Source organism: Variovorax paradoxus, from assembly GCA_016806145.1.
Classification (GTDB): Bacteria; Pseudomonadota; Gammaproteobacteria; order Burkholderiales; family Burkholderiaceae_C; genus Variovorax.
On sequence record CP063167.1, the window covers coordinates 2,222,250 to 2,247,681 of the forward strand.

Below are 25,432 nucleotides of genomic sequence, written 5' to 3' on the forward strand. Positions count from 1 at the left end.
CCTCACACGTGAAGTCCCACTGCAGCGGTCATCCGACCGACCACCGCCCCGATCAACGACAGAGAGAGATCGAATGGAATTGGTTTTGGAAGAGATGCTCAAGTTGGGCGACATGCGCCCGAACTTCGTGCAGTCCATCCGCGCACTGCGCATCGGCGACCTGCAGGAAGCCGCGCAGCGCGAGCGAAACGTCTTCTGGCGCACATCGCTGCGCGACATGGCCACGAAGGCCGACGCGGTGGCGAAGATCGTCGAGGACTTCGGCCTGGGCGCGCAGAAGGGCCTGACCGAGCTCGGCGCCAGCATCGTGCGCTCGGTCCCGCGCTCGGCGGACACGGGCTTCGTCGTGGTCCTCGAACATCTGCCCACCCGCGCCCAGTACGCCCTGTGCCAGGAGATCCTCGACATGTTCCGCGACGTCGCGGAGGAAATGGGCGACAAGAACGTCGCGTTCCGCTGCTTCTTCTCGGCGGACTAGCGGCTCGGCGGTCATGACCAACCCGTCTCCGACCGTCGCCGTGCATGGCAACTCCTTCCATGCGGACGACGTCTTCGCCGCGGCCGTGCTGATGGCGCTGCATCCCGGTGCAACGCTGATCCGCACGCGCGACATGAAGCGCATTGCCGCGGCGGACTTCGCCATCGACGTGGGCGGGGAATGGGATCCCGCGCGCGGCCGCTTCGACCATCACCAGAAGGGCTTCGCCGAGCACCGGCCCAGCGGCGTCGTCTACGCGAGCTCCGGCCTGGTGTGGCTGGCCCATGGCCTGGACCTGATCCGCCAGCGCCTGCCGGGCATCGACGAGCAGATCGCGCTGCGCGTGCGCGACGCGATCGACGACGAGCTCGTGCAGCACCTGGACATGGCCGACACCGGCGCGCTCAACGCCGCGCCCGGGTACTTCGGCATCTCCGCGATGGTCAGTGCCTTCAACACCTCGCGCAGCGAGGAGGGCGCCGCCGGCGCACCGCCGGCGATCGCCGCGCTCGAGCTCGCGCAGTTCAAGACCGTGATGGGCTTCATGGGCCTTTTCATCGACCGTCTCATGGTGCGGTTCTCGGACAAGTTCGCCGGCGAGTCGCTGGTCCGGCAGGGCGAACTGCTGGCCGACGGGAAGATCCTGGTGCTGAAGACGTCGGGGCTGTCCTGGTCGGGTGTCGTCTGTGCCGAGATGCCCGATGTCCTGTTCGTGGTCTACCCGGAGACGCCGGGCGGCCAGCACCAGGTGCGCGTGGCGCCGATCGAGCCCCAGTCCTTCGTGGCGCGCCGCGACCTGCCGTCGGCCTGGGCCGGGTTGCGCAACCAGGACCTGGCCGCCGTGACCGGCGTCGACGACGCCGTCTTCTGCCACAACAACCTGTTCATCGCCGGCGCCGGGTCCCTGGCTGGCGCGATCGGGCTGGCGCAGGCGGCAGTGGCGCAGCTGCGGGAGGAGGGCGCGCCCCGTGCTCCGGCACGCTAGCCCGTGGCAACTACAGCACTTTATGTCGCGAATCTATAGTTTGCGACTGCTAACTATAATTCCGAACTCAAAGCTATAGTTTGCTGTAATCTCGCGACCTGACCCGGGCCGCAGCCCTTGAGGAGAGATCCATGGCGGACACGGTTTTTCACCGCACCCAGCTGGCCGAACGCATGGCCCAGGGCGTCATGGCTTCGGCCGTCGGCTCGGCGGCCGCTTCGGGCCTGTTTCTCGCCGCGCCCCGGCGCACCGGCAAGTCCACCTTCGTGCGCGAGGATCTCCGCCCCGCGCTGCAGAACCGGGGCGCCACGGTCCTCTACGTCGATCTCTGGGCGAACAAGAAGGCGGATCCAGGCGCCGTCATCGTCGGCGCGGTGCGCGCCGAGCTGGCCCGGCACGAGGGCGTCGTGGCCCGGCTTGCGAGGTCGGCCGGCATGGAGAAGGTCACCGTGGGCGGCGTGGCCTTCTCGCTCGATCGCGTCGGACTGGGCAAGGAGATCTCGCTGAGCGCGGCCCTCGCGGCGCTGTCCGACGAGACCGGGCAGCCGATCGTGCTGCTGATCGACGAGGCCCAGCACGCCATCACCACGGAGGGCGGCTACGACGCCCTGTTCGCGCTGAAGGCCGCGCGGGACGAGCTCAACAGCAGCGCGCACCACGGCCTGCGGATCGTGGCCACGGGATCCAACCGCGACAAGCTGGCGATGCTGCGCAACAGCAAGGACCAGGCCTTCTTCGGCGCTCCGCTGGTCGCATTCCCGCCCCTGGACGCCAACTACATCCAGTGGTTCTGCAAGGGTGTCGGCCTGGCGGGCCCGCTGGATCCGGATGCGGTCACGAAGCTCTTCGAGCGGGCGGGCCACCGGCCGGAGATCCTCGGTGCCGCCGCCGACAGCATCCGCTTCGACTTCAACATCGGGCCGGCCGATGCCGCGGCGGCCTTCGCCAAGGCCGTCGACGAGCAGATCGAGGAAGCCGACCTGCAGACCCTGCGGGTGATCCAGGCGCTCACCCCGCTGCAGTCCGCGGTCCTGCGGGTGCTGGCGCGCGAGGGCGAGAAGTACGCGCCCTTCGAGGCGGGGACCATGGAGCGCTACCGCGCGATGCTTTCGGCACTGGCGCCGGGCGAGGCGATGGTGCCGGAGGTGTCCAACGTCCAGGCGGCGCTCGGCGCGCTGCAGGACAAGTCGCTGGTCTGGAAAGAGAAGCGCGGTGTCTATTCGCTCGAGGAGAGCATGACCGCCGAGCTGATGCGCCGGCACGGCCTGCTGGACGTCGCGGCCTAGGAGCCTGCGCTGCTCAGCCCTCGGCCGCGGGCTTCTCCAGCAGCCGGTTGAGCCGCTCCAGGTGCGCGCGCATTTCCTTCACCGCGCCCTCCGCATCGCGCGCGCGCATCAGCCGCAGCACGTTGCGGCGCACGCCGATCACGTCGCTGCGCGGCACCGGGCTGGCCTTCGCGAGCAGCGCGCGCGTGAGCTCCGACAGCGACTCCACCAGCATGACCATCACCTGGTTGTGCGTGGCCTGCGCGAGGATTCGGTAGAACTCGGTGATGTAGGCATTGCGCCGCGAGAAGTCGCCGCGCAGGGTGAGTTCCTCCGCGCGGTCGATGTCCTGCTCGATGGCCTGGAAGTCCTCCTCGGTCGCGCGCTCGCAGGCGAGGCGGATCGCCTGCTCGGTCAGGATGATGCGCATCTCGGTCACGCTGTGCGAGGGGATCTGGCCGAGCATCACCATGTCGCCGACCGCCTGGGTCACGGTGCTCGAGTCGCGCTTGCGAATGAACGCGCCGCCGCCCATGCCCTGCTGGCACTGCACGATGCCCGCGTTCTCCAGGCTGCGCATGGCCTCGCGCACGGCCGTGCGGCTCACGCCGAGCTGCTCGGCGAACTCGCGCTCGGGCGGCAGGCGGTCGCCGGGCTTGAGCGTGCCCAGCGCCACCTCGCGGCGGACCTGGTCGCACACCGCCTCGAAGGCGCGTTTGGCCTTGATCGGCTGAAAGCTCGGTCCGGCACGGCCAGCCATGCCGGCTTCGGCGTTCTCGATGTCGGTCTGTTCGGCAGTCATGCGGCGCCTCCTCTTTTTTGCAGTTCGGACAAAGGTTATACCTTATGTCCTTGTCTCGATAGAGGGGTGTCTCTGCAGGGATTCTCAGCCCGTGCCATCCCAATTCCTAAAAGGTCTGACCTTAGCACCTAACGCCAAAACGCTTCTGCCGGTATCGGGGTTTGCCTCATGTATAAGGTATGACCTTATTAGCTATCGTACCTTCCATGATGAAGGAGACACGATGAGTACCGCTGGACGTCACCTGGTGGGATGGGCCCTGTCCCTGGCCGCAGGCATGGCATGCGCCGCCTACCCGGACAAGCCGATCACGCTCGTCGTGCCCTATGCCCCGGGCGGCATGGGCAGCACCTTCGGCAACCTGGTGAGCGAGGCGCTGAGCCCGGCGCTCGGGCAGCGCGTGGTGGTCGACTACCGGCCCGGTGCCAACGGCGGGCTCGGCGCGGCCCTGGTCGCCAAGGCGCCGGCCGACGGCTACACGCTGCTGATGGCGGTCAACAGCACGATGGCGATCAACCCGGCCATCTACCCCAAGCTGCAGTACGACCCGATCAAGGACTTCTCGCCGGTGGCCATGGTCTACACCTCGGCCAACGTGCTGATGGTCAATGCCAAGAGCCCGTACCGCAGCGTGGCCGACCTGGTGAGCTACGCCAAGGCCAATCCAGGCAAGCTCAACTACGGCTCCTCGGGCAACGGCGCGACGCCGCACCTGTCGGGCGAGATGTTCCGGCGCATGGCCGGCATCTCGATCAATCACGTGCCCTACAAGGGCATCGGGCCGGCCATCGTCGACCTGATCGGCGGGCAGATCGAGCTGGTGTTCAGCGACACCTCCGCGATGACGCAGGTGACGGGCGGCAACCTGCGCGCACTGGCGGTTACCGGCCCGAGCCGCCTGGGCATGGCGCCGAACCTTCCGACGATGCAGGAGCAGGGCTTCCCGGGCTTCTCGATCCGCTCCTGGTACAGCATCGCCGCGCCGGCGGGCACGCCCAAGGCCGTGGTCGAACGGCTCAACGCCGAGATCGCCAAGGTGGTCCGCTCGCCCGAGATGCGCCAGCGCATGAAGGACATCGGCGTGGACCCGGCCGAGGACACCTCGGTGCACTACCTCGACGCCACCACCCGTGCCGACCTGGCGATGTGGAAGAAGTTCGTGACCGAGGCGGACATCAAGCTCGACTGAGCCGCCGCCACGTTCCCTCCGAGACCTGAAAGGAAAAGCCAAGTGAAGATTGCCGTGTTCGATGACGACCGCGTGGGCCTCGTCGAGGAAGACCTGATCTACGACGTGACCGCGGCCGTGCCCGATGCCGGGCCCGAGTTCCCGCGCGTCTACATGTCGCGGCTGATCGCGCAATGGGACCGGCGCAAGGCCGACATCGAGAAGGCACGCCGCGAGGCGCGGGCGCGCCCCCTGTCCGAGGTGACGCTGCGCGCGCCCAATCCCTTCCCGCTGCACGTGGTGGCCGCGCCGGTCAACTACCGCAAGCACATCGGCGAGATCGGCGCGCGCTCGGTCAGCGGCGGCGCCTCGGCGGTCGAGCGCGGCTTCTTCCTGAAGGCCTCCTCGTCGGTGATCGGCGCGGGCGAGGCGATCCGCCTGCCGCGCGGCTCGACGCGCCGCTTCGATCACGAATCCGAACTCGCCGTGGTGATCGGCAGGCAGGCGCGCAACGTGCCGCGCGAGCAGGCCCTCTCGCACGTGTTCGGCTATTGCTGCCTGATCGACGTGACCCTGCGCATCGAGCCCGGCCGGTTCGAGGAGGAGCGCGTCGCGCGCAAGTCCTTCGACACCTTCACGCCCGTGGGCCCGTACATCGTGACGGCCGACGAGGTCGGCGATCCGGGCGACCTCGCGAACCGCCTGTGGGTCAACGACGAGCTGCGCCAGGACTCGCGCACCAGCGCGCTGATCCTCGACGTGCCCGGGCTCATCGAGTGGGCCTCCTCGGTCATGACCCTGCAGCCCGGCGACATCATCGCCACCGGCACGCCCGAGGGCGTGGGCCAGTTCTCGCCCGGCGACCGTGTGCGCATGGAGATCGAGCGCGTGGGCGCGATGACCTTGCCGGTCGTCGAGGACGAGGACTTCGCGCCGCGGCGCTTCTGAAGACAGGGATGGCGATGCGAACCCTGCGTCTTCTGGCCTGCGCGCTCGCGCTGCACGGCGGCGGCGCCACCGCCGTGCACGCGCAGCAGGACTATCCGTCCCGGCCGGTGCGCATCATCGTGCCGTTCCCGGCCGGCGGCGGCGTCGACGTGCTGATCCGGTCGGTCGCGGCCGAACTGTCGAAGCGCTGGGGCCAGGCCGTGGTCATCGACAACCGCGGCGGCGCCGGCTCGCTGATCGGCGCGGAGGCGGTGGCGCGTTCGGCGCCCGACGGCTACACGCTGATGGCGACCATCAACCAGACGCTGACCTCGAACCGTTTCCTCTACAAGTCGCTGCCCTACGACCCCGACAAGAGCTTCGCGCCGGTCGCACTGATGACCACCAGCGACCAGTTCCTGATCGCCAACCCCTCGGTGCCGGCGAAGGACCTGCGCGAACTCGTCGCGGCGGTGCGCGCCCAACCCGGCACGCTGGCCTACGGCTCGTTCGGCAACGGCAGCCAGCCGCACCTGGTCTACGAACTGCTCAAGGTCAAGGCCTCGCTGGACATCACCCATGTGCCCTACAAGGGCGTGGCGCCGGTCATGACCGGGCTCGTCGGTGGCGAGATCCAGCTGGCCACGGGCAGCGCGAGCGTCGCGGGCGAACTGCTCAAGGCCGGAAAGATCAAGCCGCTGGCGGTGGCCGGCGCCAGGCGTTCCACGCTCTTCCCCGATGTGCCGACCACGGCCGAGCAGGGCTATCCGCAGCTGCGCGCCGCCGTCTGGTACGCGCTGGTCGCGCCGGCCGGCACGCCCGAGGCGGTGATCGAGCGCATCGCCGCCGACGTCAAGGCGATCCTCGGCGAGCCGGAGTTCGCACGCAAGAACGCCACCGCGCGCGGCCTCGAGGTCAACGCCGGCGGGCCGGCCGAACTGCGCCAGGCCATCCGCGACGACGTGGCCGTCACGCGCGAGATGGTGCAGGCCGCGGGCGTGAAGCCCGAGTGAAGAAGACAACGCAAGGCCCACCGCCATGAACACCACCGCCACCGCCCGACCCGATTTCGACAGCGCGAGCGATCTCGCGCAGTTGCACCGCATGCTCGAGGACATCCAGGTGAAGAACGGCTGGAACAAGCCGACGCCCTCGCTCTATCCGCAGCCCAAGCAGCACTACATGCCCGCGCACTGGCAGTACGCCGACGCGCGCGCCGCGCTGCACGCGGCCGGCCGCCTCGTGGGCACCGAATGGGCCGAGCGGCGCAACCTGATCCTGGCCAACCCGATCCCCGGCAACGACTACCCGACCGTGACCACGCTGGTGGCGGCCTACCAGATGGTCAAGGGCGGCGAGGCCGCGCGCAGCCATCGCCACACGCCCAACGCCATGCGCGTGGTGGTCGAGGCCGCGCCCGGCACCTTCACCATCGTCGATGGCACCGACGTGCCGATGGAGCCCGGCGACGTGCTGCTCACGCCCAACTGGAGCTTCCACGGGCACGACAACCGCAGCGAGGTCGATGCCTACTGGATCGACATCCTCGACGCGCCGCTGGTGCAGCTGCTCGGGCCGATGTTCTTCGAGCACCATCCCGACAAGGTCGAGAAGGCCGAGCGCGTCGATCCTGCGAGCCCGATGCGCTTCGCGCTGCGCGACTACAAGCCGCGGCTGCTGGACGCGCCCGAGATCGCGCCGGGCGTGCGCACGCTCGAGCTCGGACCGCCGACGCTCGACACCTTCGACCGCGTGGCGGTGGCGCTTGCGGCCGGCCGCGAGTGGCAGGTCGCGCAGAGCACCGCGAACCAGATCTTCATCGTGGTCGAGGGCGAGGGCAGCTCGCGCATCGGCGAGCACGGCTTCGAATGGCGACGCGGCGACGTGATCGCGGCGCCGGCCTGGCTCGCGCAGCGGCACCGCGCCACGCGCGACGCGCTCCTGGTGCGCATGTCCGATGCCCCGGTGATGCGCGCCTTCCGCTGGCTGCGCTCGGGGACGCTCCCACCGTGAGCGATCGCCATGCACCGATGAACTGAGGCGGGCCGGCAGGTGCCGGCCGCCCACCTTCCATTTCGCTCTCCATGCCAGGCCCCGTGCCGGCAGGAGCCGGTTCGTCCCTTCCACCCACGCAGCCTCCGTTCGCCACCATGGACACCACCACCCGCCGACTCGCGACCTTCGCCATCGAGACCCGCCACGAGGACATTCCCGAGGCGGTGCGCCGCAGTGCCAGGCTGCTGCTGCTGGACACGCTGGGCTGCGCCATCGGCGCGGTCGGCACCGATCCCGGCCTGGCGGTGCGGCGCATGGTGCAGCGCAACGGCACCGGCGGCCCGGCCAGCGTGCTCGGCACGGGCCAGAAGACCTCGGTCGCCACCGCCGCCTGGGCCAACGGGCGGCTCGGGAACATCCTCGACATCGACGAGTGCTACAAGGTCCAGGGCCACCATGCGCAGGCCAGCCTCGGCGCGGCGCTCGCGCTCTCGGAGGAGCAGGGCGGCAACGGCGCCGACCTGCTGGCCGCCTTCACGCTGGGCTTCGAGGTGGGCGTGCGGCTGGGCAACTTCCTGAGCCCGCGCGTGACCGTCGACGAGCAGGGCCGCACCAGGGGCTGGACCGGCCTGGTCGGCCCGGGGCAGGGCGTGCATGCGGCCTGCACCGCGGCCTCGCGCCTGATCGGCGCCACGCCCGCGGAGCTCGCCGATGCCTTCGGCAACTGCGCCCAGTACATGGTGGGCCGCGACTGGTCGCGCCAGTGGGGGCGCGACACCGACCTGGGCACCTTCAAGTACGCCGACACCGGCTGGAACGCGCAGGGCGGGCTGATGGCCGCCTGGCACGCGCGCGAAGGCATCCGCGGCATCCGCGACATCTTCGACACCGACAGCTACGCGCAGGTGTTCCAGGGCGTGATCCTCGATCCCGGCGCCATGCTCGCGAAGCTGGGCAGCGAGTGGTACCTGCCCGGCACCTCGATCAAGTTCTGGCCCTGCTGCCGCTGGATCCACTACGCGCTGACTGCCTTCGACCAGCTGCTGCGCCGCCATGCGCTGCGCGCCGAGGAGATCGAATCGATCGAGCTGCGCTCGTTCCCGATGATTCCGTACCCGCGCTTCGCCGACGACGGCGATCCGCCGAACCTCGTGGCCGCCACCTTCAGCTTCCCGCATGCGGCCGCGATGGTGGCGCTCGGCGTGCCGGCCGGCCCCGAGTGGTTCAGCGACCGGAACATGCGCGGCGAGGCGGCGCGCGCGATGCGCCGCAAGGTGCGCCTGGCCAACGAGCCCAGGGGCTACGACCCCGCGACCTGGGGCCTGGAACAGCAGGTGCTCAAGGTGCCGTCGCGCGCCGTGGTGCGCGCGCGCGGCCGCGAGTTCGAACTCGAGAGCGACTTCGCGCTCGGCGACAGCTGGGAGGGCGCGCCGCGCTATGGCGAGCAGGACGTGGTCGACAAGTTCCGCCGCATGGCGCGCACGCTCGCGCCGATGTCCAGCCGCTGGGACGCGCGCATCGACGAGGCGGTCGACATGGTGATGGCGCTCGAATCGCTCTCCGACGTGCGCGCACTGACCCGCGCGCTCGATCCGGCCTGCTGAGGCCTTCCCCATCCATCCCCAGGAGCCGACATGAGCCCCATCGTCCGTCCCTTCCTTCCCCGCATCGCATCGCGGGTGCTGTGCGCGGCCATGGCGCTGGGCGCCGTGCTCGCGCCGCTCACGCAGCCGGCGCGCGCGGCCGATGCCTTCCCGAACAAGCCGATCCGCATCGTGGTGCCGTTCCCGCCGGGCGGCCTGACCGACGTGAGCGCGCGCCGCATCGGGCAGCTCGTGGCCGACGACCTGGGCCAGCCGGTGGTGGTGGAGAACCGGCCCGGCGCCAATGGCCTGATCGGCACCGCGCAGGTGCTGCGCGCGCCGGCCGACGGCTACACGCTGGTGGCCGTCACCACCAGCGTGGTGCTGATCAGCCCGCTCTTGACCAAGGCGCCCTTCGATCCGCTCAAGGACATCGCCTACGTGCTCAACTACGCCGGGCCCTCGCATGCGCTGGTGGTCAAGGCCGACTCGAAGTACCGCACGCTCGACGACCTGATCGAGGATGCGCGCGCGCGTCCCGGCGAGCTGAGCTTCGGCACGGTCGGCACCTCCGACACCGCCTATTTCGGCGCCAAGGCCCTCGAGCGCGCCAAGGGCGTGCGCTTCAACCACATTCCCTACCAGGGCGCCAACCAGAGCCTGATGGCGGTGGTGTCGGGCGAGACCACCTTCGCGCCGACCTCCAACTACGCCGAGATGGTCAAGGCCGGCAAGCTGCGCGCGCTCGCGCTGCTCGACCGCCAGCGCATGCCCTCGATGCCGCAGGTGCCGACCTTCACCGAGCTCGGCGTGGACTGGCAGTTTCCCTGGATCACCGGCCTCGCGGTCTCCGCGCAGACGCCCGAGCCCATCCGCAGGACGCTGGAGACCGCCTTTCTCAAGGCCGCGCGCAGCCCGGCCTTCGGCAGCCTGCTGGAGCAGATGCAGGTGCCGCTGTACGTGCTCGACGGCGAGGCCATGAAGAAGGACCTGGCCGCCAAGATTCCGCAGTACCGCCGCATCGCCGACGAGTACGGCCTGGTCCAGCAGTGAGGCATCCGCCGCCTTGCCATCTCCATTCAACGAGGACCCCTTCATGAAACTCCAGGACCAGGTCGCCATCGTCACCGGCGCCGCGCGCGGCATCGGCCGCGGCTTCGCGCTGCGCCTCGCCCGGCTCGGCTGCCACGTGGTGGTGGCCGACGTCGACCTCGACGCGGCGCGCCGCTTCGACGAGCAGCTCAGCGCGGCCAGCGTGAGCGACGAGATCGTCGCGCTGGGCCGGCGCAGCATCGGCGTGCAGGGCGACCTGCGCCAGCGCGCGGCCGCCGACGCGCTGGTGGCGCGCGCCGTCGAGGCCTTCGGCCGCGTCGACATCCTCGTCAACAACGCGGGCGGCGCCTTCGCGCCGATCGAAGCTAGCCGCGCCTCGCAGATGAGCGACCGCGACATGGCCGACATGTTCGACGTCAACCTCATGACCACCGTGTACTGCAGCCAGGCCGTGCTGCCGCACATGCGCGCGCGGCGCAGCGGCAACATCATCAACGTGGGCTCGACGCTGGGGCTCGACGCCGCGCACCGCGCCGGCGCCTATGCGCACTACGGCATGGCCAAGACCGGCGTGGTGCAGTTCACCCGCTTCCTCGCGGCCGAGGTCGGGCCCGACGGCATCCGCGTCAACTGCATCGCGCCCGGTTCCACGGCCACCGCGCGCGTCGCGAGCCAGGCCCGCGCGCGCGGCATGGTGGGCGATGCCGACCTGCCGAAGATCCCGCTGCGCCGCCTCGCCACCGTCGAGGACATGGCGGGGCCGCTCGAGTTCCTCGCGACCGATCTTTCCTCCTACGTGACCGGCCAGTGCATCTCCGTCTGCGGCGGCAAGGTGCTCACGCCGTCGTGACCCTCATTGCTTTTTATCGATTGACCGGAACCGGAGACACGCCATGAACCATTCGAACCGACCCCTTCGCCGCCGCCTGCTCGCGGCCGTCTCGGCCACGCTGCTCGCCACCTGCGCCGCGCTGCCGTCCGCCGCCTTCGCCCAGGGCGAGCCCGTGAAGATCGGCGTGCTGATGCCCACCAAGAGCGTCATCGGCCAGCAGGGCCAGCAGGGCGCCGAGCTCGCGGCCGAGATGATCAACGACCAGGGCGGCATTCTCGGCGGGCGCAAGGTGCAGCTCATCGTCTACGACAGCAACTTCCAGCCCGTCGAGGGCGTGGCCGCGGCGCAGCGGCTCATCAACCAGGACCGCGTGAAGTTCATCGCCGGCGAGATCAGCAGCACGGTGGCGCTGGCGGTGCTGCAGATCGCGCGCGCCAACAACGTGCTGTTCATGGCGGCGGTGCCCAAGCACCCCGACCTCACGAAGTCCGGCTACGACAAGGTGTTCCGCCTCACGACCACGCTCGACGCCGATTCGGAGTACTTCGATCGCCAGCTGCTCGAGCGCGTGAAGCCGCAGAAGCTCGCGGTGGTGGCGGAGAACACGGACTACGGCCGCTACGTCATCGAGGGCTCGAAAAAGCGCTTCGGCGACAAGTTCGTGGCCGGCGAGACCTTCGAGCTCAGCCAGAGCGACTTCAGCACCTTGATGACCAAGGTCAAGGCCAGCGGCGCGGACACCGTGTGCATCGTGGCGGGCAAGCCCGAGCAGGCCGCCAACGCATTGCGCGCGATGGGCACCGTGGGCCTGCAGGCGCGCAAGTGCACGGCCACCGGCGTGCTCAACAACCAGATCCTGCGGCTGGCGGGCGACGCCGCCGAGGGCGCCTTCGGTTCCGACATCTACGTCTCGACGCGGCGCAATCCGCTCAACGACGAATTCGTCAAGCGCTTCCAGGCCAAGCATGGCCACGTGCCCGAGAAGGTCGAGGTGCTGGGCTTCGAATCGGTGTGGCTCACCGCCAAGGCGATGGCCGCGGCCGGCACCAGCACCGACACGGCCAAGGTGGCACAGGCGCTGCACAAGAACGCCTGGACCACGCCGCGCGGCGAGATCCGCTTCGATGCCGGCGGCCAGTCGCAGGCCCGCGACTACGTCGACTTCGTCGCCAAGGGCGGCAAGCTGACGGCGTCGCAGTGAGCGGACGGCACCGATGACGGAATTCGTCCTTCAGCTGCTGGCCAACGGCCTGTCGAACGGCGTGGGCTACGCCTTCGTCGCGCTCGGCCTGACGCTGGTCTTCGGCGTGCTGCACGTGATCAACTTCGCGCACGGCGAGGTGTTCATGGTCGGCGCGCTCGCGGCCCTGCTGGGCACGCGCTGGGGCCTGCCCTACCTGGCGACGCTGCCGCTGGCGGTGCTGGCGGGCGTGGCGCTGGGCGCGCTGCTCGACCGCGTCTGCGTGGCGCCGCTGCTGGCGCGCAGCCACGACAAGTCCGAGGTGCTGCTCGCGACCTTCGCGGCCTCGATCATCGTGTTCGAGGCGGTGTTCGTGAGCTTCGGCGCGCAGGCCGAGAACGTGCCGGGCATCCCGGGCGTGTGGACGGCCGGCGGCGTCGCGGTGCCGTGGCAGCGCGTGTTCGTGCTCGGCGCGGGCGTCGTGGTGCTGGTGGCGATGGAGTTCCTGCTGCGGCGCACGGCCTTCGGCGTGCAGCTGCGCGCCGTGGCCCAGAGCGCCTTCGCCGCGCGCGTGGTGGGCATCCGCGTGCAGCGCGTCAACAGCCTGACCTTCGTGCTGGCCAGCGCCATCGCGGGGCTCGGCGGCGCGCTGCTCGCGCCCGTGATCCTCTATTCGCCGCAGATCGGCCATGCCGTGATCATCAAGGCCTTCGTGGTGGTGGTGATGGGCGGGCTGGGCAGCGTGCGGGGCGCCGTGGTGTTCGGCGTGCTGCTGGGCGTGGTCGAGGCGCTGGCGGGCGCGTTCATGTCCGAGGGCTTCGCCGCCGCGGCCATCTACGCGCTGATGCTGGTCACGCTGCTGTGGCGGCCGCACGGCCTGATGGGGCGCGCGGCATGAAGGCGCTCCTCACTCGGCTGCCGGTGCTGCTCGCCGGCGTGGCGCTCGCCAGCGCCGCCATCGCCGGCCTCGCGACCGCGCCCTACGTGGCCGACGTGCTGAGCTACGCGGTGGTGCTCGCGCTGTTCTCGCTCGCGGTGGGGCTGACCTTCGGGCAGCTCGGCTACGTGAGCTTCGGCCACGCGGCCTTCCTCGGCGTGGGAGCCTACGCGGTCGGCCTGCTGGTCACGCGCGGCGGGCTCGACTACTGGAGCGCGGTGCCGCTGGCGCTGCTGCCCGGCGCGGCGCTCGGCGCGCTGGTCGGCCTGGCCTCGGTGCGGCTGGGCGGCGCCTACTTCGCGATCGCCACTCTCACGCTGGCCGAGATGCTGCGGCTGGTGGCCACCAACTGGATGGACGTGACGCGCGGGCCGCTGGGCATCATGGTCATGGTCCAGCCCATGGCCTGGACCGAGCGCCTGGGCTGGAGCGGCCAGCAGGGCTACCTGTTCGTGCTGCTCGCGACGCTGGGCCTGGCGCTGCTGCTGCTGGCCCGGCTGCGCGCGGGGCCGCTCGGGCGCGCCTGGACCTTCGTGCGCGAGGCGCCCGCGCTGGCCGAATCGGTCGGCATCCCGACGCTGCGCGCGCGCGTCATCAACATCGCGCTGTCGGGCGCGCTGGCCTCGCTGGCCGGCGGCCTGCTGGTGCCCAAGGCGCTGGTGCTCTCGCCCGACCTGTTCGGCGTGCAGCACTCGGCGGCGGGCCTGCTGGCGGTGATCCTCGGCGGCAAGGCCACGCTGATCGGGCCCGTGATCGGCGGCATCGCCTTCGGCGTGCTGCCCGAGATGCTGCGCGCCATCGACGAGTACCGGCTCGGCCTGTTCGCGCTGCTGCTGCTGGTGGTGGTGCGGCTGCTGCCCGAGGGCTTCGTGTCGCTGCTGCCGCGCTGGCGCAGGCCGGCGACTTCCGGCGGGGCGGCCACGGTCGCCGCGGCGTTGCCCGCGGTGGCGGTGGTGGAGGCGAGCGAGGCGCGCTCCGTGGCCCCCGCGGTCGGCGCGCCCATCGTCACCGTCCGCGGCGTCGGCCGGCGCTTCGGTGGCCTGATCGCGGTCGACGGCGTCGACATGCAGATCGCCAGCGGCGAGCTGCTCGGCATCATCGGACCCAACGGCGCGGGCAAGACCACGCTGCTGTCGATGCTCGGCGGCTTCATGGCGACCAGCACGGGCGAGATCCGGCTGGCCGGCGAGGCCATCGATGCCGGTGCGCCGAACCGGGTCGCGCGGCGCGGGCTGGTGCGCACCTTCCAGCAGACCGCGCACTGCGCGTCGCTGAGCGCGTTCGACAACGTGCTGTTCGCCAGCTACCTGCTGCATCGCGAACGGCCCTGGGCGGGCCTGGTGCGCACGCCGGCCTTCGAGGCGCGCGAGCGCGAGCGACGCGAGAACGCGGCGCGCTGCCTCGCGGCGGTCGGCCTGGCCGACCGCGCCGATGCCGTGGCCGGCACCCTGCCGTACGGCGAGCAGAAGCTGCTCGGCGTGGCGGTGGCGCTGGCCACGCGGCCGCGCGTGCTGCTGCTGGACGAGCCCGCCGCCGGGCTCAACCACACCGAGGGCATGCGGCTGGCGGCCGTGCTGCAGCGGGTGCGCGCCGACGGCTGCACGATCGCGATCATCGACCACAACCTGCCGCTGCTGATGTCGATCTGCGACCGCATGGTGGTGCTGCAGCAGGGCCGCAAGATCGCCGAGGGCACGCCGGCCGCCATCGCCGTGCATCCCGAGGTGCTGCGCGCCTACCTGGGCACGCCCGCCGAGCCGGCCGCCGCGCAAACCGCGACCGAGGAGGTGCCGGCATGAGCTTCTCCATCGAGGGATTGCAGGTGCGCTACGGCGCCGTCACGGCGGTGCACGACGTCTCGCTGCGCATCGCGCCGGGCGAGGTGGTGGCGCTGATCGGCGCCAACGGCGCGGGCAAGTCGTCCATCCTCAAGGCCGTGATGGCGCTCACGCCGCACACGGCGCGCAAGGTGGCCATCGACGGGCGGGCGCTGGAGCGCTCCGACACGCGCGAGCGGCTGCTCGCGGGCATCTCGCTGTCGCCCGAGGGGCGCCACGTGTTCCCGCAGCTCACGGTGCGCGAGAACATCGACCTCGGCTACCTGGGCAAGGACGGCGGCGAGCGCGCGGCGCGCCGCGAAGCCATGTACCAGCGCTTCCCGCGGCTGCGCGAGCGCGAGGCCCAGGCGGCCGGCAGCCTCTCGGGCGGCGAGCAGCAGATGCTGGCGATCGCGCGCGCCGTGATGGCCGGCCCGCGCCTGCTGATGCTCGACGAGCCCACGCTCGGCCTCGCGCCGATCGTGGTACGCGAGCTGGCCGCCGCGATCCGGCATTTCGCGCGCGGCGGCATCGCCGTGCTGCTGGCCGAGCAGAACGCCGAGATGGCGCTGTCGACGGCCGACCGCGGCTACGTGCTGCAGGGCGGGCGCGTCGTCACCGAGGCCCCGGCCCAGGCGCTGCGCGCGAGCGAGGAGGTGCGCGCCGCCTTCATGGGCATGTAGAGCGCGCCGCGCACGAACCCATTCCATTCTTCGAGGACACCGGATTCCATGACCCCACAGACATCCATCGATCCATCCGCGCCCGGCGCCGCGCTCGTGCGCGTGGCCGCCGTCACCGGCGCGGGCGGCGGCCTCGGCCTCGGCGTGGCCGTGGCGCTGGCGCAAGCCGGCCTGCACGTGATCGCCATCGACCGCTCGCCCAAGGTCGCGGAGGCAGTCGCCGCCCATGCCGCGCGGGACCTGCGAATCGAGGCGGCGGTGCTCGACGTCACCGACGAGGACGGCGTGCGCGCGCTCGTGGCCTCGGCGCTCGAGCGCTTCGGCCGGCTCGACGTGCTGGTCAACAACGCCGGCATCCATCCGAAGACCGACGGCGAGCGCACCGGCGTCACGGCCATGAGCACCGCGCAGTGGAAGGAGGTGCTCGACGTCAATCTCACGAGCGCCTTCGTGTTCAGCCGCGAGGCCATTCCCGCGATGCGGCGCAACGGCTGGGGCCGCATCGTCAACATGTCCTCGCGCGCGGGCCGCACGCTGGTCGGCACGGCCGGCGTGCACTACGCGGCCTCCAAGGCCGGAATGATCGGCATGAGCCGCGTGCTGGCCGCCGAGGTGGCGGCCGACGGCATCACGGTCAACTGCATCGCGCCCGGGCGCATCGAGTCGCCGATGACGCAGCAGGGCGACGAGGCGCAGCGCGCGCGGCTGGTGGGCGCGATTCCCGTCGGCCGCATCGGCACGCCCGAGGAGATCGGCCACGTCGCCGCCTTCCTGGCCTCGGAGCACTCGGGCTACCTGACGGGCGCCGTGATCGACGTCAACGGCGGCACCTTCATGGCCTGAGCGCCGCGTCGCCCCAAAAAAAGGAAAACGCCATGTCGACCGCTCATCACGCCAAACCCCTGCGCGGCGCCGCGCCGCACCATTTCGTCGACGAGGAATGGCTGGCCCTGCGCAGCGAGCCCGTGCTCGAACCCGAGCTGCCGATCTTCGATCCGCACCACCACCTGTGGGACCGGCGCCCGCACAGCCTGTACCTGCTGCCCGAGATCCTGGCCGACATCCATGCGAGCGGCCACCACGTGCGCGGCACCGGCTTCGTCGAATGCACCTCGATGTACCGCGCCGACGGCGACCCGCGCCTGGCCTGCCTGGGCCAGGTGGAGTTCACCAACGGCATCGGCGCGATGAGCGCGAGCGGCGTCTACGGACCGGTGCGCGTGTGCGCGGCCATCGTGGGCAAGGTCGACCTGAGCGAGGGCGCCTCCGCGCGCGAGCTGCTCGAGGCCTGCGTCGCACGCGCGCCCGATCGCTTTCGCGGCATCCGCCACATGGCAGCCTGGGACGCGAGTCCCGAGGTCAGCACCCTGGTGCGGCCGCCGCCGCGAGGGCTGTTGATGGACAAGGGCTTCCGCGCCGGCTTCGCGCAGCTCGCGCCGCTCGACCTGGTGTTCGATGCCTGGGTCTACCACCCGCAGCTGGCCGAACTCATCGACCTGGTCGACGCGCATCCCGAGGTCCGCGTGGTGCTCAACCACATGGGTGGACGCGCGGGCCTCGGCCCCTACGCGGCCGATCCCGCGGCCACCTTCGCGCAGTGGGCGGCCGGCATCCGCGAGCTCGCGAAGCGGCCCCAGGTCTCGATCAAGATCGGCGGCCTCGGCATGCGGCTGGGCGGCTTCGGCTTCCACGACCGCGACCTGCCGCCCACGTCGGCGGAACTGGCCGAGGCCTGGCGGCCGTCCTTCGAGGTCTGCCTCGAGGCCTTCGGCCCGGCGCGCGCGATGTGCGAGAGCAACTTCCCGGTCGACAAGTCCCTGTGCAGCTACCGCACGATGTGGAACACCTTCAAGCGGCTGGCCGCGCCGTTGTCGAGCGACGAGCGCGCGGCGTTGCTGGCGGGCACGGCGGTGCGCACCTACCGGGTGCCGGCCGCGCTGGCGCAGCGCGCGCCGGAGCACACCGCATGACGGGACAGCGCGAGATCGCGGCGACCTGGATGCGCGGCGGCACCAGCAAGGGCCTGTTCTTCGACACGCGCGCGCTGCCGCAAGGCATGGCCAGCGATGCCGCGCTGCGCGACCGGGTGCTGCTGCGCGCGATCGGCAGCCCCGACCGCTACGGCAAGCAGATCGACGGCCTGGGCGGCGCGACCTCGAGCACCAGCAAGGTGGTGCTGGTGGGCCCCGCGAGCCGGCCCGACTGCGATGTCGACTACCTGTTCGGCGCCGTCGCCATCGAGGCGCCGGTGATCGACTGGAGCGGCAACTGCGGCAACCTGAGCGCCGCGGTCGGTCCCTTCGCGATCGCGTGTGGCCTGGTGGATGCGCCGCGCGATGGCATGGCCACGGTGAGGATCTGGCAGGCCAACATCGGCAAGCGCATCGTCGCGCAGGTACCGATGCGCGACGGCCAGGTGGTCGAGGAGGGCGATTTCGAACTCGATGGCCTGAGCTTTTCGGGCGCGGCGATACGGCTGGACTTCCTCGACCCGGCGGGAGGAGAGGAGGGCGGTGGCGGCGCTCTATTCCCCACCGGCCGGGCCATCGACATCCTCGAAGTGCCCGGCGCCGCGAGCGTCGAGGCCAGCCTGGTCGATGCGGGCAACCCGACCGTGTTCGTCGCGGCCGCCGACCTCGGGCTCAGCGGCACCGAATCGCAGGGCGAGATCAATGCGAACACCGAACTGCTCGCCCGGCTGGAACAACTGCGCGCGCATGCGGCGGTGCGAATGGGGCTGGCGCGCACGGCCCAGAAGGCCACCGAATCGCGCCCCGCGACGCCCAAGCTCGCCTGGGTCGCGCCGCCGGTGGACCATCGCGTGGCCGGCGGACGCCGCGTGGCGGCGCATGAGATCGATCTCGTGGCCCGCATCCTGTCGATGGGCAAGCTGCATCACGCGATGACCGGCACCGGCGCGGTGGCGATCGCCGCGGCCGCGGCGGTGCCTGGCACCGTCGTCTCGCGCATCGCGCCGGCGAAGGCCGATGGCAGCGTGCGCTTCGGCCATGCCTCGGGCGCGATCGAGGTCGGCGCGCAGGCCGAACGGGCACCCGAGGGGCACTGGCGGATCCGGCGCGTATCGCTGTCGCGCAGCGCGCGCCGGCTGATGGTCGGCGCCGTCTGCGTGCCGGCGGCCTGCTTCGAGGCGGCCCCCGCGAATTCAACGAACAAGGAGCAATGAACATGACCTCTACACGAACCGCCCTGGTGACTGGCGCGGCCAGCGGCATCGGCCGCGAGAGCGCGCGGCTGCTGGCCGAGGCCGGCATCCGCGTGATCCTGCTCGATCGCAGCGAGCAGGTGCGCGAGGCGGCCGCCGAGCTCGCCGCCGCGGGCGCGCAGGCCGAGGCCGTCGTCGCCGATCTTTCCGACCTGGCGGCGCTCGATCGCGTCGGCGACCAGGTGCTGGCGCTGTGCGACGGCGTCGACATCCTGGTCAACAACGCGGGCGTGCATCCCAAGGTCGATGGCCGCATCGCGCAGTTCGAGGCCATCGCGCTGGCGGACTGGGAGTTCGTCTTCCGCGTCAACACCACCGCGCCTTTTTTGCTGTGCCAGAAGATGCTGCCGGCGATGAAGCGCAAGGGGTGGGGCCGGATCGTCAACATCGCCTCGCGCGCGGGCCGCACCTATTCGCCGCGCGCCGGCACCCACTACTCGGCGTCGAAGGCCGCGGTGATCGGCATGACGCGCAAGATCGCGGGCGACTACGCGCCCTTCGGCATCACGGCCAACTGCATCGCGCCCGGGCAGATCGAGACGCCGCTGGCGCGGACCTCGGCACCGGAGGTGCTCGCCGAGGCTGCGAAGAAGATTCCGGCCGGCCGGCTCGGTACGGTCGGCGAGATCGCCTCGGCCGTGCTCTACCTCGCCAGCGACGGCGCCAGCTTCGTCAACGGCACGGTGGTCGACATCAACGGCGGCGAAACCATGGCCTGACGCGGACGCTGGGCCATGCGCCCGCCGTTCCTCGCCCTTTTTCCAACAATCAAGGAGTTATCCCGATGGAGCAGACCCTGGAGCAGGAAGCGCCCGTGCCGTTTCCGCAGATCCGGTCGGTGTTGAAGCACAAGCGCCGCATCGTCGGCGCGGCCAGCGCGGGCGTCGCCGCGCTGGGCATCTGGCTGGCATGGCGCACCGGCGTCGTCGAGCTGTATGCGATCGCGCTGGTGCTCGCGGCGGCGGTGCACATGGGCATGAAGGTGGCGGTCGAGGTGATCGAGCTGGTCGCCGAGACGCTGATGCCGAGATGAGCACGATGACATTCGACGTCTGCGTGGTGGGCGCGGGCCTGGCGGGGCTGACCGCCGGCGTGCGCGCGGCCGAGGCCGGGCTGCGCGTGGTGGTGCTCGAGCGCTCGGCCGATCCCGAGTACCTGTGCAATTCGCGCCTGACCGGCGGCGCCTTCCACGTCTGCCTCAACGACATCCAGACCGAGGCCGGCCGGCTCGAGCGGATCATCCTCGACGCGACGCACGGCGCCGCGCACGCGGGCCTCGCGCGCGCCATCGCGACCGATGCGCGCCGTGCCGTCAAGTGGCTGCAGTCGCAGGGCATCCGTTTCATCAAGGGCGGTTCGGAGCCGCATCACAACTTCGTGCTGTCGCCGCCTTCGCTGCAGCGCGTGGGCTCGGAATGGCGCGGCCGCGGCGGCGACGTGCTGCTGCGCACGCTGGGCGCGGCCCTGGCGCGCCACGGCGGCGAGCTCAGGCGCGGGCACCGGGCGCAGGAACTGCTGGTGGCGAACGGACGCTGCGTCGGCGTGAAGGGCGCGGCGCAGGAGGGCCCGTTCGCGATCGAGGCCGATGCGGTCGTGATCGCCGACGGCGGCTTCCAGTGCGATCCGGCGCTGCTGCGCCAGAGCATCTCGCCCGAGCCCGCGAAGCTGCTGCAGCGCAATGCGCGTTCGGGCCTGGGCGATGGCGTGCGCATGGCGCAGGCGGCCGGGGCGCGGCTGTCGGACCTGCGCGGCTTCTACGGCCACGTGATGAACCGCAACGCGATGACCGACGACCGGCTGTGGCCGCTGCCGTGGATGGACAACGTGGCCACGGCCGCCATCGTGGTGGACGCGGGCGGGCGGCGCATCGCCGACGAGGGCCGCGGCGGCGTCTACCTGGCCAACCGCATCGCGGCGCTGGTGGATCCGCTGTCGGCCTTCGTGGTCTTCGACCAGCCGATCTGGGACGGGCCGGGCACCTCGCGCTTCCTGCCGCCCAATCCGCACATGGAGAAGTGCGGCGGCGCCATCGAGCGGGCCGATTCGATCGAGGCGCTGGCCGGCAAGCTCGGCATCGACGGCGCGGCGCTCGCGGCCACGGTCGAGGCCCACAACGCCGCGCTGGCGGCGGGCACGACGGGGCAGTTGGCGCCGCCGCGCACCTTGGCGAGCTACAAGGCGCTGCCGATCGCGACCGGCCCCTTCTACGGCGTGCCGGTGTGCGCCGGCATCACCTACACCATGGGCGGCCTCGCGATCGACGAATGGTCGCGCGCCATGGACGAACAGGGCGCGCCCTTCGCGGGGCTGTATGCGGCCGGCGGAGCCAGCGGCGGCCTCGAGGGCGGCGAGGACGTCGGCTACGTGGGCGGCCTGGCGAAGGCCGCCACCACCGGCCTGCGCGCCGCTGAGCACATCGTGGGCGAGCGCGCAACGGCGCGCGCTTGAGCGATGCGCAACATCAAGACTGGGAAGCAATGGAACAACAAGCAGTGAAGACGGACGTGCTCGTGGTGGGCGGCGGTCCTGTGGGGCTGTCGCTCGCGGGCGACCTGGGCTGGCGCGGCCATGCGTGCGTGCTGATCGAGCAGGGCGACGGCGTGGTGCGGCAGGCCAAGATGGACGGCGTGGGCGTGCGCACCATGGAGTTCTGCCGGCGCTGGGGCATCGTGGGCGACGTGGAGGGCAGCGACTACAACCGCGCCTATCCGCAGGACAACGTCTACCTGACCACGCTCGACGGCTACGAACTGGGCCGCCAGCCGATGCCGGCGATGCAGGACGACCGGCCGCCGCCCGAGAGCCCGCAGAAGCGCGAGCGCTGCCCGCAGAACATGTTCGACCCGATCCTGCAGAAGTTCGCGCGCTCGCGCCCGGGCGTCTCGCTGCGCTACGGCCAGCGGCTGCTCGACTTCGAGCAGGACGCCGAGGGCGTGACCGCCACCGCCGAGCATGCCGCCACCGGCGTCAGGACCGTCTACCGCGCGCGCTACCTGGTCGGCTGCGACGGCGGGCGCAGCACCGTGCGCGAGCGGCTGGGCATCGGCATGCAGGGCAAGGGCGTGCTCACGCACACCACCAACGTGATCTTCCGCTGCGCCGGCTTCAACGCGCTGCACGACAAGGTGCCGGGCTATCGCTACATGTTCGTCGGCGCGCAGGGCGTGTGGGCCACCATCGTCGCGATCAACGGCAAGGACCAGTGGCGCATGTCGATCATCGGCACCGCCGATGAACGCAAGGTCTACGGCGACGACGAGCTCAAGGCCTTCGCGCACCGCGCGGTGGGGCGCGTGTTCGAGCTCGAGATCCTCAGCATCCTGCGCTGGACCCGCATCGAGCAGGTGGCCGACGCCTACGGGCGCGATCGCGTGTTCATCGCGGGCGATGCCTGCCACCTGACCTCGCCGACCGGCGGGCTCGGCATGAACACCGGCATCGGCGACGCGGTCGACATCTCGTGGAAGCTCTCGGCCTGCCTTGAGGGCTGGGGCGGTCCGGCGCTGCTGGCGTCCTACGGCATCGAGCGCCGCCCGATCGCGCACCGCATCACGCGCTTCTCCACCAGCAACCTCGAGGTGATGCAGCAGGTGCCGCACACCGCGCAGGTCTTCGAGGCCGGCGAGGCGGGCGACCGCGCCCGCGCGCAGGTGGGGCAGGCGCTGTCCGACGGGCTGCGCAAGGAGTGGTTCTCGAAGAACATGCACCTGGGCAACCGCTACACCGGATCGCCCGTGTGCGTCTACGACGAGCCCGAGTCGCCCGAGCAGATCCAGGCCGAGTTCCTCGACGCCGTGAACTACCGGCCCGGCACGCGGCCCGGTGCGCGCGCGCCGCATGCCTGGCTCGAGGACGGACGCTCGACGCTCGACCTGTTCGGCCGCGGCTTCGTGCTGATGAGCGATGCGGCCCACACCGGCGAGGCCGCCGCGCTGCTGGCCGCGGCCGAGGCGGCGGGCGTGCCCGTGCGCCAGCATGCGATGCGCGAGCCCGAAGTGATCGCGGCCTACCAGAAGCGCCATGTGCTGGTGCGGCCCGACGGGCACGTGGCCTGGCGCGGCGATGCGATGCCGCGCGATCCGGCGGCGCTGGTGAAGACCGTGGCCGGACATTGAGCGGGATGGACAAGGACATGGAAACGAGAGGAATGCAATGACACAGCAAGAGAACCAGCACGACGTGGTCGTGATCGGCGCCGGCATGGCCGGCCATTGCGCGGCCATCGAGGCGGCGCGGCGCGGCGCCAGGGTGCTGCTGCTCGAGAAGACCGCGCTGTACGGCGGCAGCACCCGCATGTGCGGCGGCGCCTTCGCGTTCGCGGGCACCGAGGTGCAGCGGCGCAACGAGATTCCCGACAGCGCGCAGCTGCTCGAGCAGGACCTGCTCGAGGCCGGCAAGCACCGCAACGACAAGGCGCTGGTGCATGTGTACGCCGAGCGCCAGTACGAGACCTACGAATGGCTGCAGGCGATGGGCCTGCGCTTCGACAAGGTCTCGTTGAGCGGCAGCCAGTCGGTGCCGCGCAACCACAGCATCGACCCCGTGCTGGTGCTCGAGACGCTGCATGCGCAGGCGCTCGCGGCCGGCGTCACGTACCGCGCCGGCGCCCACGTCGAGCGGCTGCTGACCGAGGGCGAGGGCGATGCGCGCCGCGTGACCGGCGTGGTGCTGAAGAACGGCGAGCGCATCGGTGCACGCGGCGGCGTGGTGATCGCCACCGGCGGCTTCTCGCGCGCGCCCGACCTGGTCGAGCGCTTCGCGCCGCACCTGCGCGAGGCACGGCCCATGGGCGGCCACGGCAACACCGGCGACGGCCTGCGCATGGCCTGGGCGCTCGGCGCCGACCTGATCGACCTCGGCTACGTCAAGGGCACCTTCGGCGCGCCCGTGGCGGAGCCGGCGCCGGGCAAGGAGGAGGTGGCGCCGCGGCTGGTGTCGGCCATGTACCGCGGCGCGATCATCGTGAACAGGGCAGGGCGCCGCTTCGTGAACGAATCGGTGTCGTACAAGACCATCGGCGACCGCTGCCTCGAACAGCCCGAGCTGCTGGGCTTCCAGGTCTTCGACCAGCGCGTGATGGACCAGTCCTCGCCGCTGCCCACGGTGGCCGACTACCAGGGCGCGCTCGATGCCGGCCTGGTGAAGCAGGCCGATTCGCTCGAGGCGCTGGCGGCAGCACTCGGCATCGATGCCGGCGCGCTGCGCGAGACCGTCGACGCCTACAACCGCGCCTGCGACGGCGCCGAGCCCGATGCCTTCGGCCGCACCTCGCTGAGCACCGGCTACGGCAAGCCCACGCGCGTGGAGACCGGGCCGTTCTACGGCCTGGCCTGCACCACCGGCCTGACCTCGACCTACTGCGGCCTGCACATCGACGTCGATGCGCGCGTGCTCGACGTCTACAAGCGGCCGATCGAGGGCCTCTATGCGACGGGCGAGGTGATGGGAGGTTTCCATGGCGAGACCTACATGAGCGGCTCCTCGCTGGCCAAGGGCTGCATCTTCGGCCGCCTGGCGGCGCAGCATGCCGTGGCGAGGGCCGCGGCATGAGCGCGGGCCAGACCAGCCCCGGCGCGCGTTTCCGCGCCGCGCTGCGCGAGGAATCGCCGCTGCAGATCGTCGGCACGATCAACGCCAACCATGCGCTGCTGGCGCGCCGCGCCGGCTACCGCGCGATCTATCTCTCGGGCGGCGGCGTCGCCGCGGGCTCGCTGGGCCTGCCGGACCTCGGCATGAGCGGCCTCGAGGACGTGCTGGTCGACGTGCGCCGCATCACCGACGTGTGCGACACGCCGCTGCTGGTGGACATCGACACCGGCTTCGGCCCCAGTGCCTTCAACATCGCGCGCACCGTGCGCAGCCTGGTCAAGGCCGGCGCGGCCGCCTGCCACATCGAGGACCAGGTCGGCGCCAAGCGCTGCGGCCACCGGCCGGGCAAGGAGATCGTCGGCGTGCGCGAGATGGCCGACCGCGTGAAGGCGGCCGTGGATGCGCGCACCGACGACGCCTTCTTCGTGATCGCGCGCACCGACGCGATCGCGATGGAGGGCGTCGAGGCCGCGATCGAGCGCGCCCGGGCCTGCGTCGAGGCCGGCGCCGACGCGGTCTTCGCCGAGGCCGCGCTGGACCTGCCGACCTACCGGCGCTTCGTCGACGCCACCGGCGTGCCGGTGCTCGCGAACATCACGGAGTTCGGCCAGACGCCGCTGTTCTCGGTCGAGGAACTGCGTTCCGTCGGCGTCGCGATGGTGCTCTATCCCTTGAGCGCCTTCCGCGCGATGAACAAGGCGGCCGAGGCGGTTTACGGCGCGATCCGCCGCGATGGTCACCAGCGCGCGGTGCTCGATGCGATGCAGACCCGCGAGGAGCTCTATGAACGCATCGGTTATCACGCGTTCGAGCAGCGGCTCGATGCGTTGTTTGCCGAGGGGCGCCGCTGAGCTTGGGCGGGCCGTGGCCGGGATGGCTGTCGTCGCTTCAAAATCACAATGAGTGTTATGTTAA

24 protein-coding genes are annotated in these 25,432 nt (G+C 71.1%); 23 read left to right on the forward strand and 1 reads right to left on the reverse strand.

Annotation, left to right across the window (positions count from 1 at the left end; translation table 11 throughout):
* The first annotated feature begins 73 nt into the window (after nucleotides 1-73).
* The 3 genes from INQ48_41445 to INQ48_41455 all read left to right on the forward strand — a co-directional run bounded on the left by INQ48_41445 (nucleotide 74) and on the right by INQ48_41455 (nucleotide 2,749).
* Nucleotides 74-478 (forward strand): hypothetical protein, encoded by a 405-nt coding sequence (locus INQ48_41445; protein ID QRF61826.1) that lies wholly within the window; start codon nucleotides 74-76, stop codon nucleotides 476-478.
* A gap of 13 nt (nucleotides 479-491) precedes the next feature.
* On the forward strand, nucleotides 492-1,463 hold the full coding sequence (locus INQ48_41450; GenBank protein QRF61827.1) for an MYG1 family protein: 972 nt from the start codon (nucleotides 492-494) through the stop codon (nucleotides 1,461-1,463).
* A gap of 131 nt (nucleotides 1,464-1,594) precedes the next feature.
* Nucleotides 1,595-2,749, forward strand: a complete 1,155-nt coding sequence (locus INQ48_41455) for an ATP-binding protein (GenBank protein QRF61828.1) — start codon at nucleotides 1,595-1,597, stop codon at nucleotides 2,747-2,749.
* Nucleotides 2,750-2,762: 13 nt separating this feature from the next.
* Here the strand turns inward: INQ48_41455 and INQ48_41460 are convergent, their stop codons facing one another.
* On the reverse strand, nucleotides 2,763-3,530 hold the full coding sequence (locus INQ48_41460) for a FadR family transcriptional regulator (protein QRF61829.1): 768 nt from the start codon (nucleotides 3,528-3,530) through the stop codon (nucleotides 2,763-2,765).
* A 223-nt stretch (nucleotides 3,531-3,753) separates the two neighbouring features.
* Between INQ48_41460 and INQ48_41465 the strand changes: the two genes are divergently transcribed.
* From INQ48_41465 to prpB, 20 genes are all read left to right on the forward strand, one after another.
* On the forward strand, nucleotides 3,754-4,719 hold the full coding sequence (locus INQ48_41465) for a tripartite tricarboxylate transporter substrate binding protein (protein ID QRF61830.1): 966 nt from the start codon (nucleotides 3,754-3,756) through the stop codon (nucleotides 4,717-4,719).
* Between the two features lie 42 nt (nucleotides 4,720-4,761).
* Nucleotides 4,762-5,646 carry a fumarylacetoacetate hydrolase family protein gene (locus tag INQ48_41470; GenBank protein QRF61831.1) on the forward strand — a complete coding sequence of 295 codons (885 nt, stop codon included), beginning with the start codon at nucleotides 4,762-4,764 and terminating at the stop codon, nucleotides 5,644-5,646.
* Nucleotides 5,647-5,660: 14 nt separating this feature from the next.
* The gene (locus INQ48_41475) at nucleotides 5,661-6,638 is read left to right on the forward strand and encodes a tripartite tricarboxylate transporter substrate binding protein (GenBank protein ID QRF61832.1); all 978 of its coding nucleotides are present in this window, start codon (nucleotides 5,661-5,663) and stop codon (nucleotides 6,636-6,638) included.
* Nucleotides 6,639-6,663: 25 nt separating this feature from the next.
* The gene (locus INQ48_41480) at nucleotides 6,664-7,638 is read left to right on the forward strand and encodes a cupin domain-containing protein (protein QRF61833.1); all 975 of its coding nucleotides are present in this window, start codon (nucleotides 6,664-6,666) and stop codon (nucleotides 7,636-7,638) included.
* Between the two features lie 137 nt (nucleotides 7,639-7,775).
* Entirely contained in the window at nucleotides 7,776-9,224 is a 1,449-nt protein-coding gene (locus tag INQ48_41485) for an MmgE/PrpD family protein (protein ID QRF61834.1), read from the forward strand.
* Nucleotides 9,225-9,254: 30 nt separating this feature from the next.
* Nucleotides 9,255-10,256, forward strand: a complete 1,002-nt coding sequence (locus tag INQ48_41490; GenBank protein ID QRF61835.1) for a tripartite tricarboxylate transporter substrate binding protein — start codon at nucleotides 9,255-9,257, stop codon at nucleotides 10,254-10,256.
* A gap of 43 nt (nucleotides 10,257-10,299) precedes the next feature.
* On the forward strand, nucleotides 10,300-11,106 hold the full coding sequence (locus INQ48_41495; GenBank protein ID QRF61836.1) for an SDR family oxidoreductase: 807 nt from the start codon (nucleotides 10,300-10,302) through the stop codon (nucleotides 11,104-11,106).
* 43 nt (nucleotides 11,107-11,149) lie between these two features.
* Nucleotides 11,150-12,289 carry an ABC transporter substrate-binding protein gene (locus tag INQ48_41500; protein ID QRF61837.1) on the forward strand — a complete coding sequence of 380 codons (1,140 nt, stop codon included), beginning with the start codon at nucleotides 11,150-11,152 and terminating at the stop codon, nucleotides 12,287-12,289.
* Nucleotides 12,290-12,302: 13 nt separating this feature from the next.
* Nucleotides 12,303-13,166 carry a branched-chain amino acid ABC transporter permease gene (locus tag INQ48_41505; protein QRF61838.1) on the forward strand — a complete coding sequence of 288 codons (864 nt, stop codon included), beginning with the start codon at nucleotides 12,303-12,305 and terminating at the stop codon, nucleotides 13,164-13,166.
* Nucleotides 13,163-15,004: a branched-chain amino acid ABC transporter ATP-binding protein/permease gene (locus tag INQ48_41510; protein QRF61839.1), complete on the forward strand. Its 1,842-nt coding sequence runs from the start codon at nucleotides 13,163-13,165 to the stop codon at nucleotides 15,002-15,004. The genes INQ48_41505 and INQ48_41510 overlap by 4 nt, the downstream gene beginning before the upstream one ends.
* Complete coding sequence (locus tag INQ48_41515) at nucleotides 15,001-15,705, forward strand: ABC transporter ATP-binding protein (GenBank protein ID QRF61840.1); 705 nt, start codon at nucleotides 15,001-15,003, stop codon at nucleotides 15,703-15,705. The genes INQ48_41510 and INQ48_41515 overlap by 4 nt, the downstream gene beginning before the upstream one ends.
* A 48-nt stretch (nucleotides 15,706-15,753) precedes the next feature.
* Entirely contained in the window at nucleotides 15,754-16,548 is a 795-nt protein-coding gene (locus INQ48_41520; GenBank protein QRF61841.1) for an SDR family oxidoreductase, read from the forward strand.
* Nucleotides 16,549-16,580: 32 nt separating this feature from the next.
* Nucleotides 16,581-17,675: an amidohydrolase family protein gene (locus INQ48_41525; GenBank protein QRF61842.1), complete on the forward strand. Its 1,095-nt coding sequence runs from the start codon at nucleotides 16,581-16,583 to the stop codon at nucleotides 17,673-17,675.
* Nucleotides 17,672-18,889 carry a 2-methylaconitate cis-trans isomerase PrpF gene (gene prpF / locus INQ48_41530; GenBank protein ID QRF61843.1) on the forward strand — a complete coding sequence of 406 codons (1,218 nt, stop codon included), beginning with the start codon at nucleotides 17,672-17,674 and terminating at the stop codon, nucleotides 18,887-18,889. Before INQ48_41525 ends, prpF begins: the two co-directional genes overlap by 4 nt.
* Before the next feature lie 2 nt (nucleotides 18,890-18,891).
* Entirely contained in the window at nucleotides 18,892-19,647 is a 756-nt protein-coding gene (locus INQ48_41535; GenBank protein ID QRF61844.1) for an SDR family oxidoreductase, read from the forward strand.
* A 65-nt stretch (nucleotides 19,648-19,712) separates the two neighbouring features.
* The gene (locus tag INQ48_41540) at nucleotides 19,713-19,961 is read left to right on the forward strand and encodes a hypothetical protein (protein ID QRF61845.1); all 249 of its coding nucleotides are present in this window, start codon (nucleotides 19,713-19,715) and stop codon (nucleotides 19,959-19,961) included.
* Nucleotides 19,958-21,376 (forward strand): FAD-binding protein, encoded by a 1,419-nt coding sequence (locus INQ48_41545; GenBank protein QRF61846.1) that lies wholly within the window; start codon nucleotides 19,958-19,960, stop codon nucleotides 21,374-21,376. The genes INQ48_41540 and INQ48_41545 overlap by 4 nt, the downstream gene beginning before the upstream one ends.
* A gap of 29 nt (nucleotides 21,377-21,405) precedes the next feature.
* A complete protein-coding gene (locus INQ48_41550) occupies nucleotides 21,406-23,043 on the forward strand; it encodes an FAD-dependent monooxygenase (GenBank protein QRF61847.1) in 1,638 nt (545 codons plus the stop codon).
* Nucleotides 23,044-23,080: 37 nt separating this feature from the next.
* A complete protein-coding gene (locus INQ48_41555; protein ID QRF61848.1) occupies nucleotides 23,081-24,478 on the forward strand; it encodes an FAD-dependent oxidoreductase in 1,398 nt (465 codons plus the stop codon).
* Nucleotides 24,475-25,368: a methylisocitrate lyase gene (gene prpB, locus INQ48_41560; protein QRF61849.1), complete on the forward strand. Its 894-nt coding sequence runs from the start codon at nucleotides 24,475-24,477 to the stop codon at nucleotides 25,366-25,368. Before INQ48_41555 ends, prpB begins: the two co-directional genes overlap by 4 nt.
* Nucleotides 25,369-25,432 lie beyond the last annotated feature (64 nt).

Excerpts from the sequence above, each read along its gene's own strand:
- INQ48_41445 (QRF61826.1), top strand. The coding sequence starts at position 74 with ATGGAATTGGTTTTGGAAGAGATGCTCAAGTTGGGCGACATGCGCCCG.
- INQ48_41450 (QRF61827.1), top strand. The coding sequence starts at position 492 with ATGACCAACCCGTCTCCGACCGTCGCCGTGCATGGCAACTCCTTCCAT.
- INQ48_41455 (QRF61828.1), top strand. The coding sequence starts at position 1,595 with ATGGCGGACACGGTTTTTCACCGCACCCAGCTGGCCGAACGCATGGCC.
- INQ48_41460 (QRF61829.1), bottom strand. The coding sequence starts at position 3,530 with ATGACTGCCGAACAGACCGACATCGAGAACGCCGAAGCCGGCATGGCT.
- INQ48_41465 (QRF61830.1), top strand. The coding sequence starts at position 3,754 with ATGAGTACCGCTGGACGTCACCTGGTGGGATGGGCCCTGTCCCTGGCC.
- INQ48_41475 (QRF61832.1), top strand. The coding sequence starts at position 5,661 with ATGCGAACCCTGCGTCTTCTGGCCTGCGCGCTCGCGCTGCACGGCGGC.
- INQ48_41480 (QRF61833.1), top strand. The coding sequence starts at position 6,664 with ATGAACACCACCGCCACCGCCCGACCCGATTTCGACAGCGCGAGCGAT.
- INQ48_41485 (QRF61834.1), top strand. The coding sequence starts at position 7,776 with ATGGACACCACCACCCGCCGACTCGCGACCTTCGCCATCGAGACCCGC.
- INQ48_41490 (QRF61835.1), top strand. The coding sequence starts at position 9,255 with ATGAGCCCCATCGTCCGTCCCTTCCTTCCCCGCATCGCATCGCGGGTG.
- INQ48_41495 (QRF61836.1), top strand. The coding sequence starts at position 10,300 with ATGAAACTCCAGGACCAGGTCGCCATCGTCACCGGCGCCGCGCGCGGC.
- INQ48_41500 (QRF61837.1), top strand. The coding sequence starts at position 11,150 with ATGAACCATTCGAACCGACCCCTTCGCCGCCGCCTGCTCGCGGCCGTC.
- INQ48_41505 (QRF61838.1), top strand. The coding sequence starts at position 12,303 with ATGACGGAATTCGTCCTTCAGCTGCTGGCCAACGGCCTGTCGAACGGC.
- INQ48_41510 (QRF61839.1), top strand. The coding sequence starts at position 13,163 with ATGAAGGCGCTCCTCACTCGGCTGCCGGTGCTGCTCGCCGGCGTGGCG.
- INQ48_41515 (QRF61840.1), top strand. The coding sequence starts at position 15,001 with ATGAGCTTCTCCATCGAGGGATTGCAGGTGCGCTACGGCGCCGTCACG.
- INQ48_41520 (QRF61841.1), top strand. The coding sequence starts at position 15,754 with ATGACCCCACAGACATCCATCGATCCATCCGCGCCCGGCGCCGCGCTC.
- INQ48_41525 (QRF61842.1), top strand. The coding sequence starts at position 16,581 with ATGTCGACCGCTCATCACGCCAAACCCCTGCGCGGCGCCGCGCCGCAC.
- prpF (QRF61843.1), top strand. The coding sequence starts at position 17,672 with ATGACGGGACAGCGCGAGATCGCGGCGACCTGGATGCGCGGCGGCACC.
- INQ48_41535 (QRF61844.1), top strand. The coding sequence starts at position 18,892 with ATGACCTCTACACGAACCGCCCTGGTGACTGGCGCGGCCAGCGGCATC.
- INQ48_41540 (QRF61845.1), top strand. The coding sequence starts at position 19,713 with ATGGAGCAGACCCTGGAGCAGGAAGCGCCCGTGCCGTTTCCGCAGATC.
- INQ48_41545 (QRF61846.1), top strand. The coding sequence starts at position 19,958 with ATGAGCACGATGACATTCGACGTCTGCGTGGTGGGCGCGGGCCTGGCG.
- INQ48_41550 (QRF61847.1), top strand. The coding sequence starts at position 21,406 with ATGGAACAACAAGCAGTGAAGACGGACGTGCTCGTGGTGGGCGGCGGT.
- INQ48_41555 (QRF61848.1), top strand. The coding sequence starts at position 23,081 with ATGACACAGCAAGAGAACCAGCACGACGTGGTCGTGATCGGCGCCGGC.
- prpB (QRF61849.1), top strand. The coding sequence starts at position 24,475 with ATGAGCGCGGGCCAGACCAGCCCCGGCGCGCGTTTCCGCGCCGCGCTG.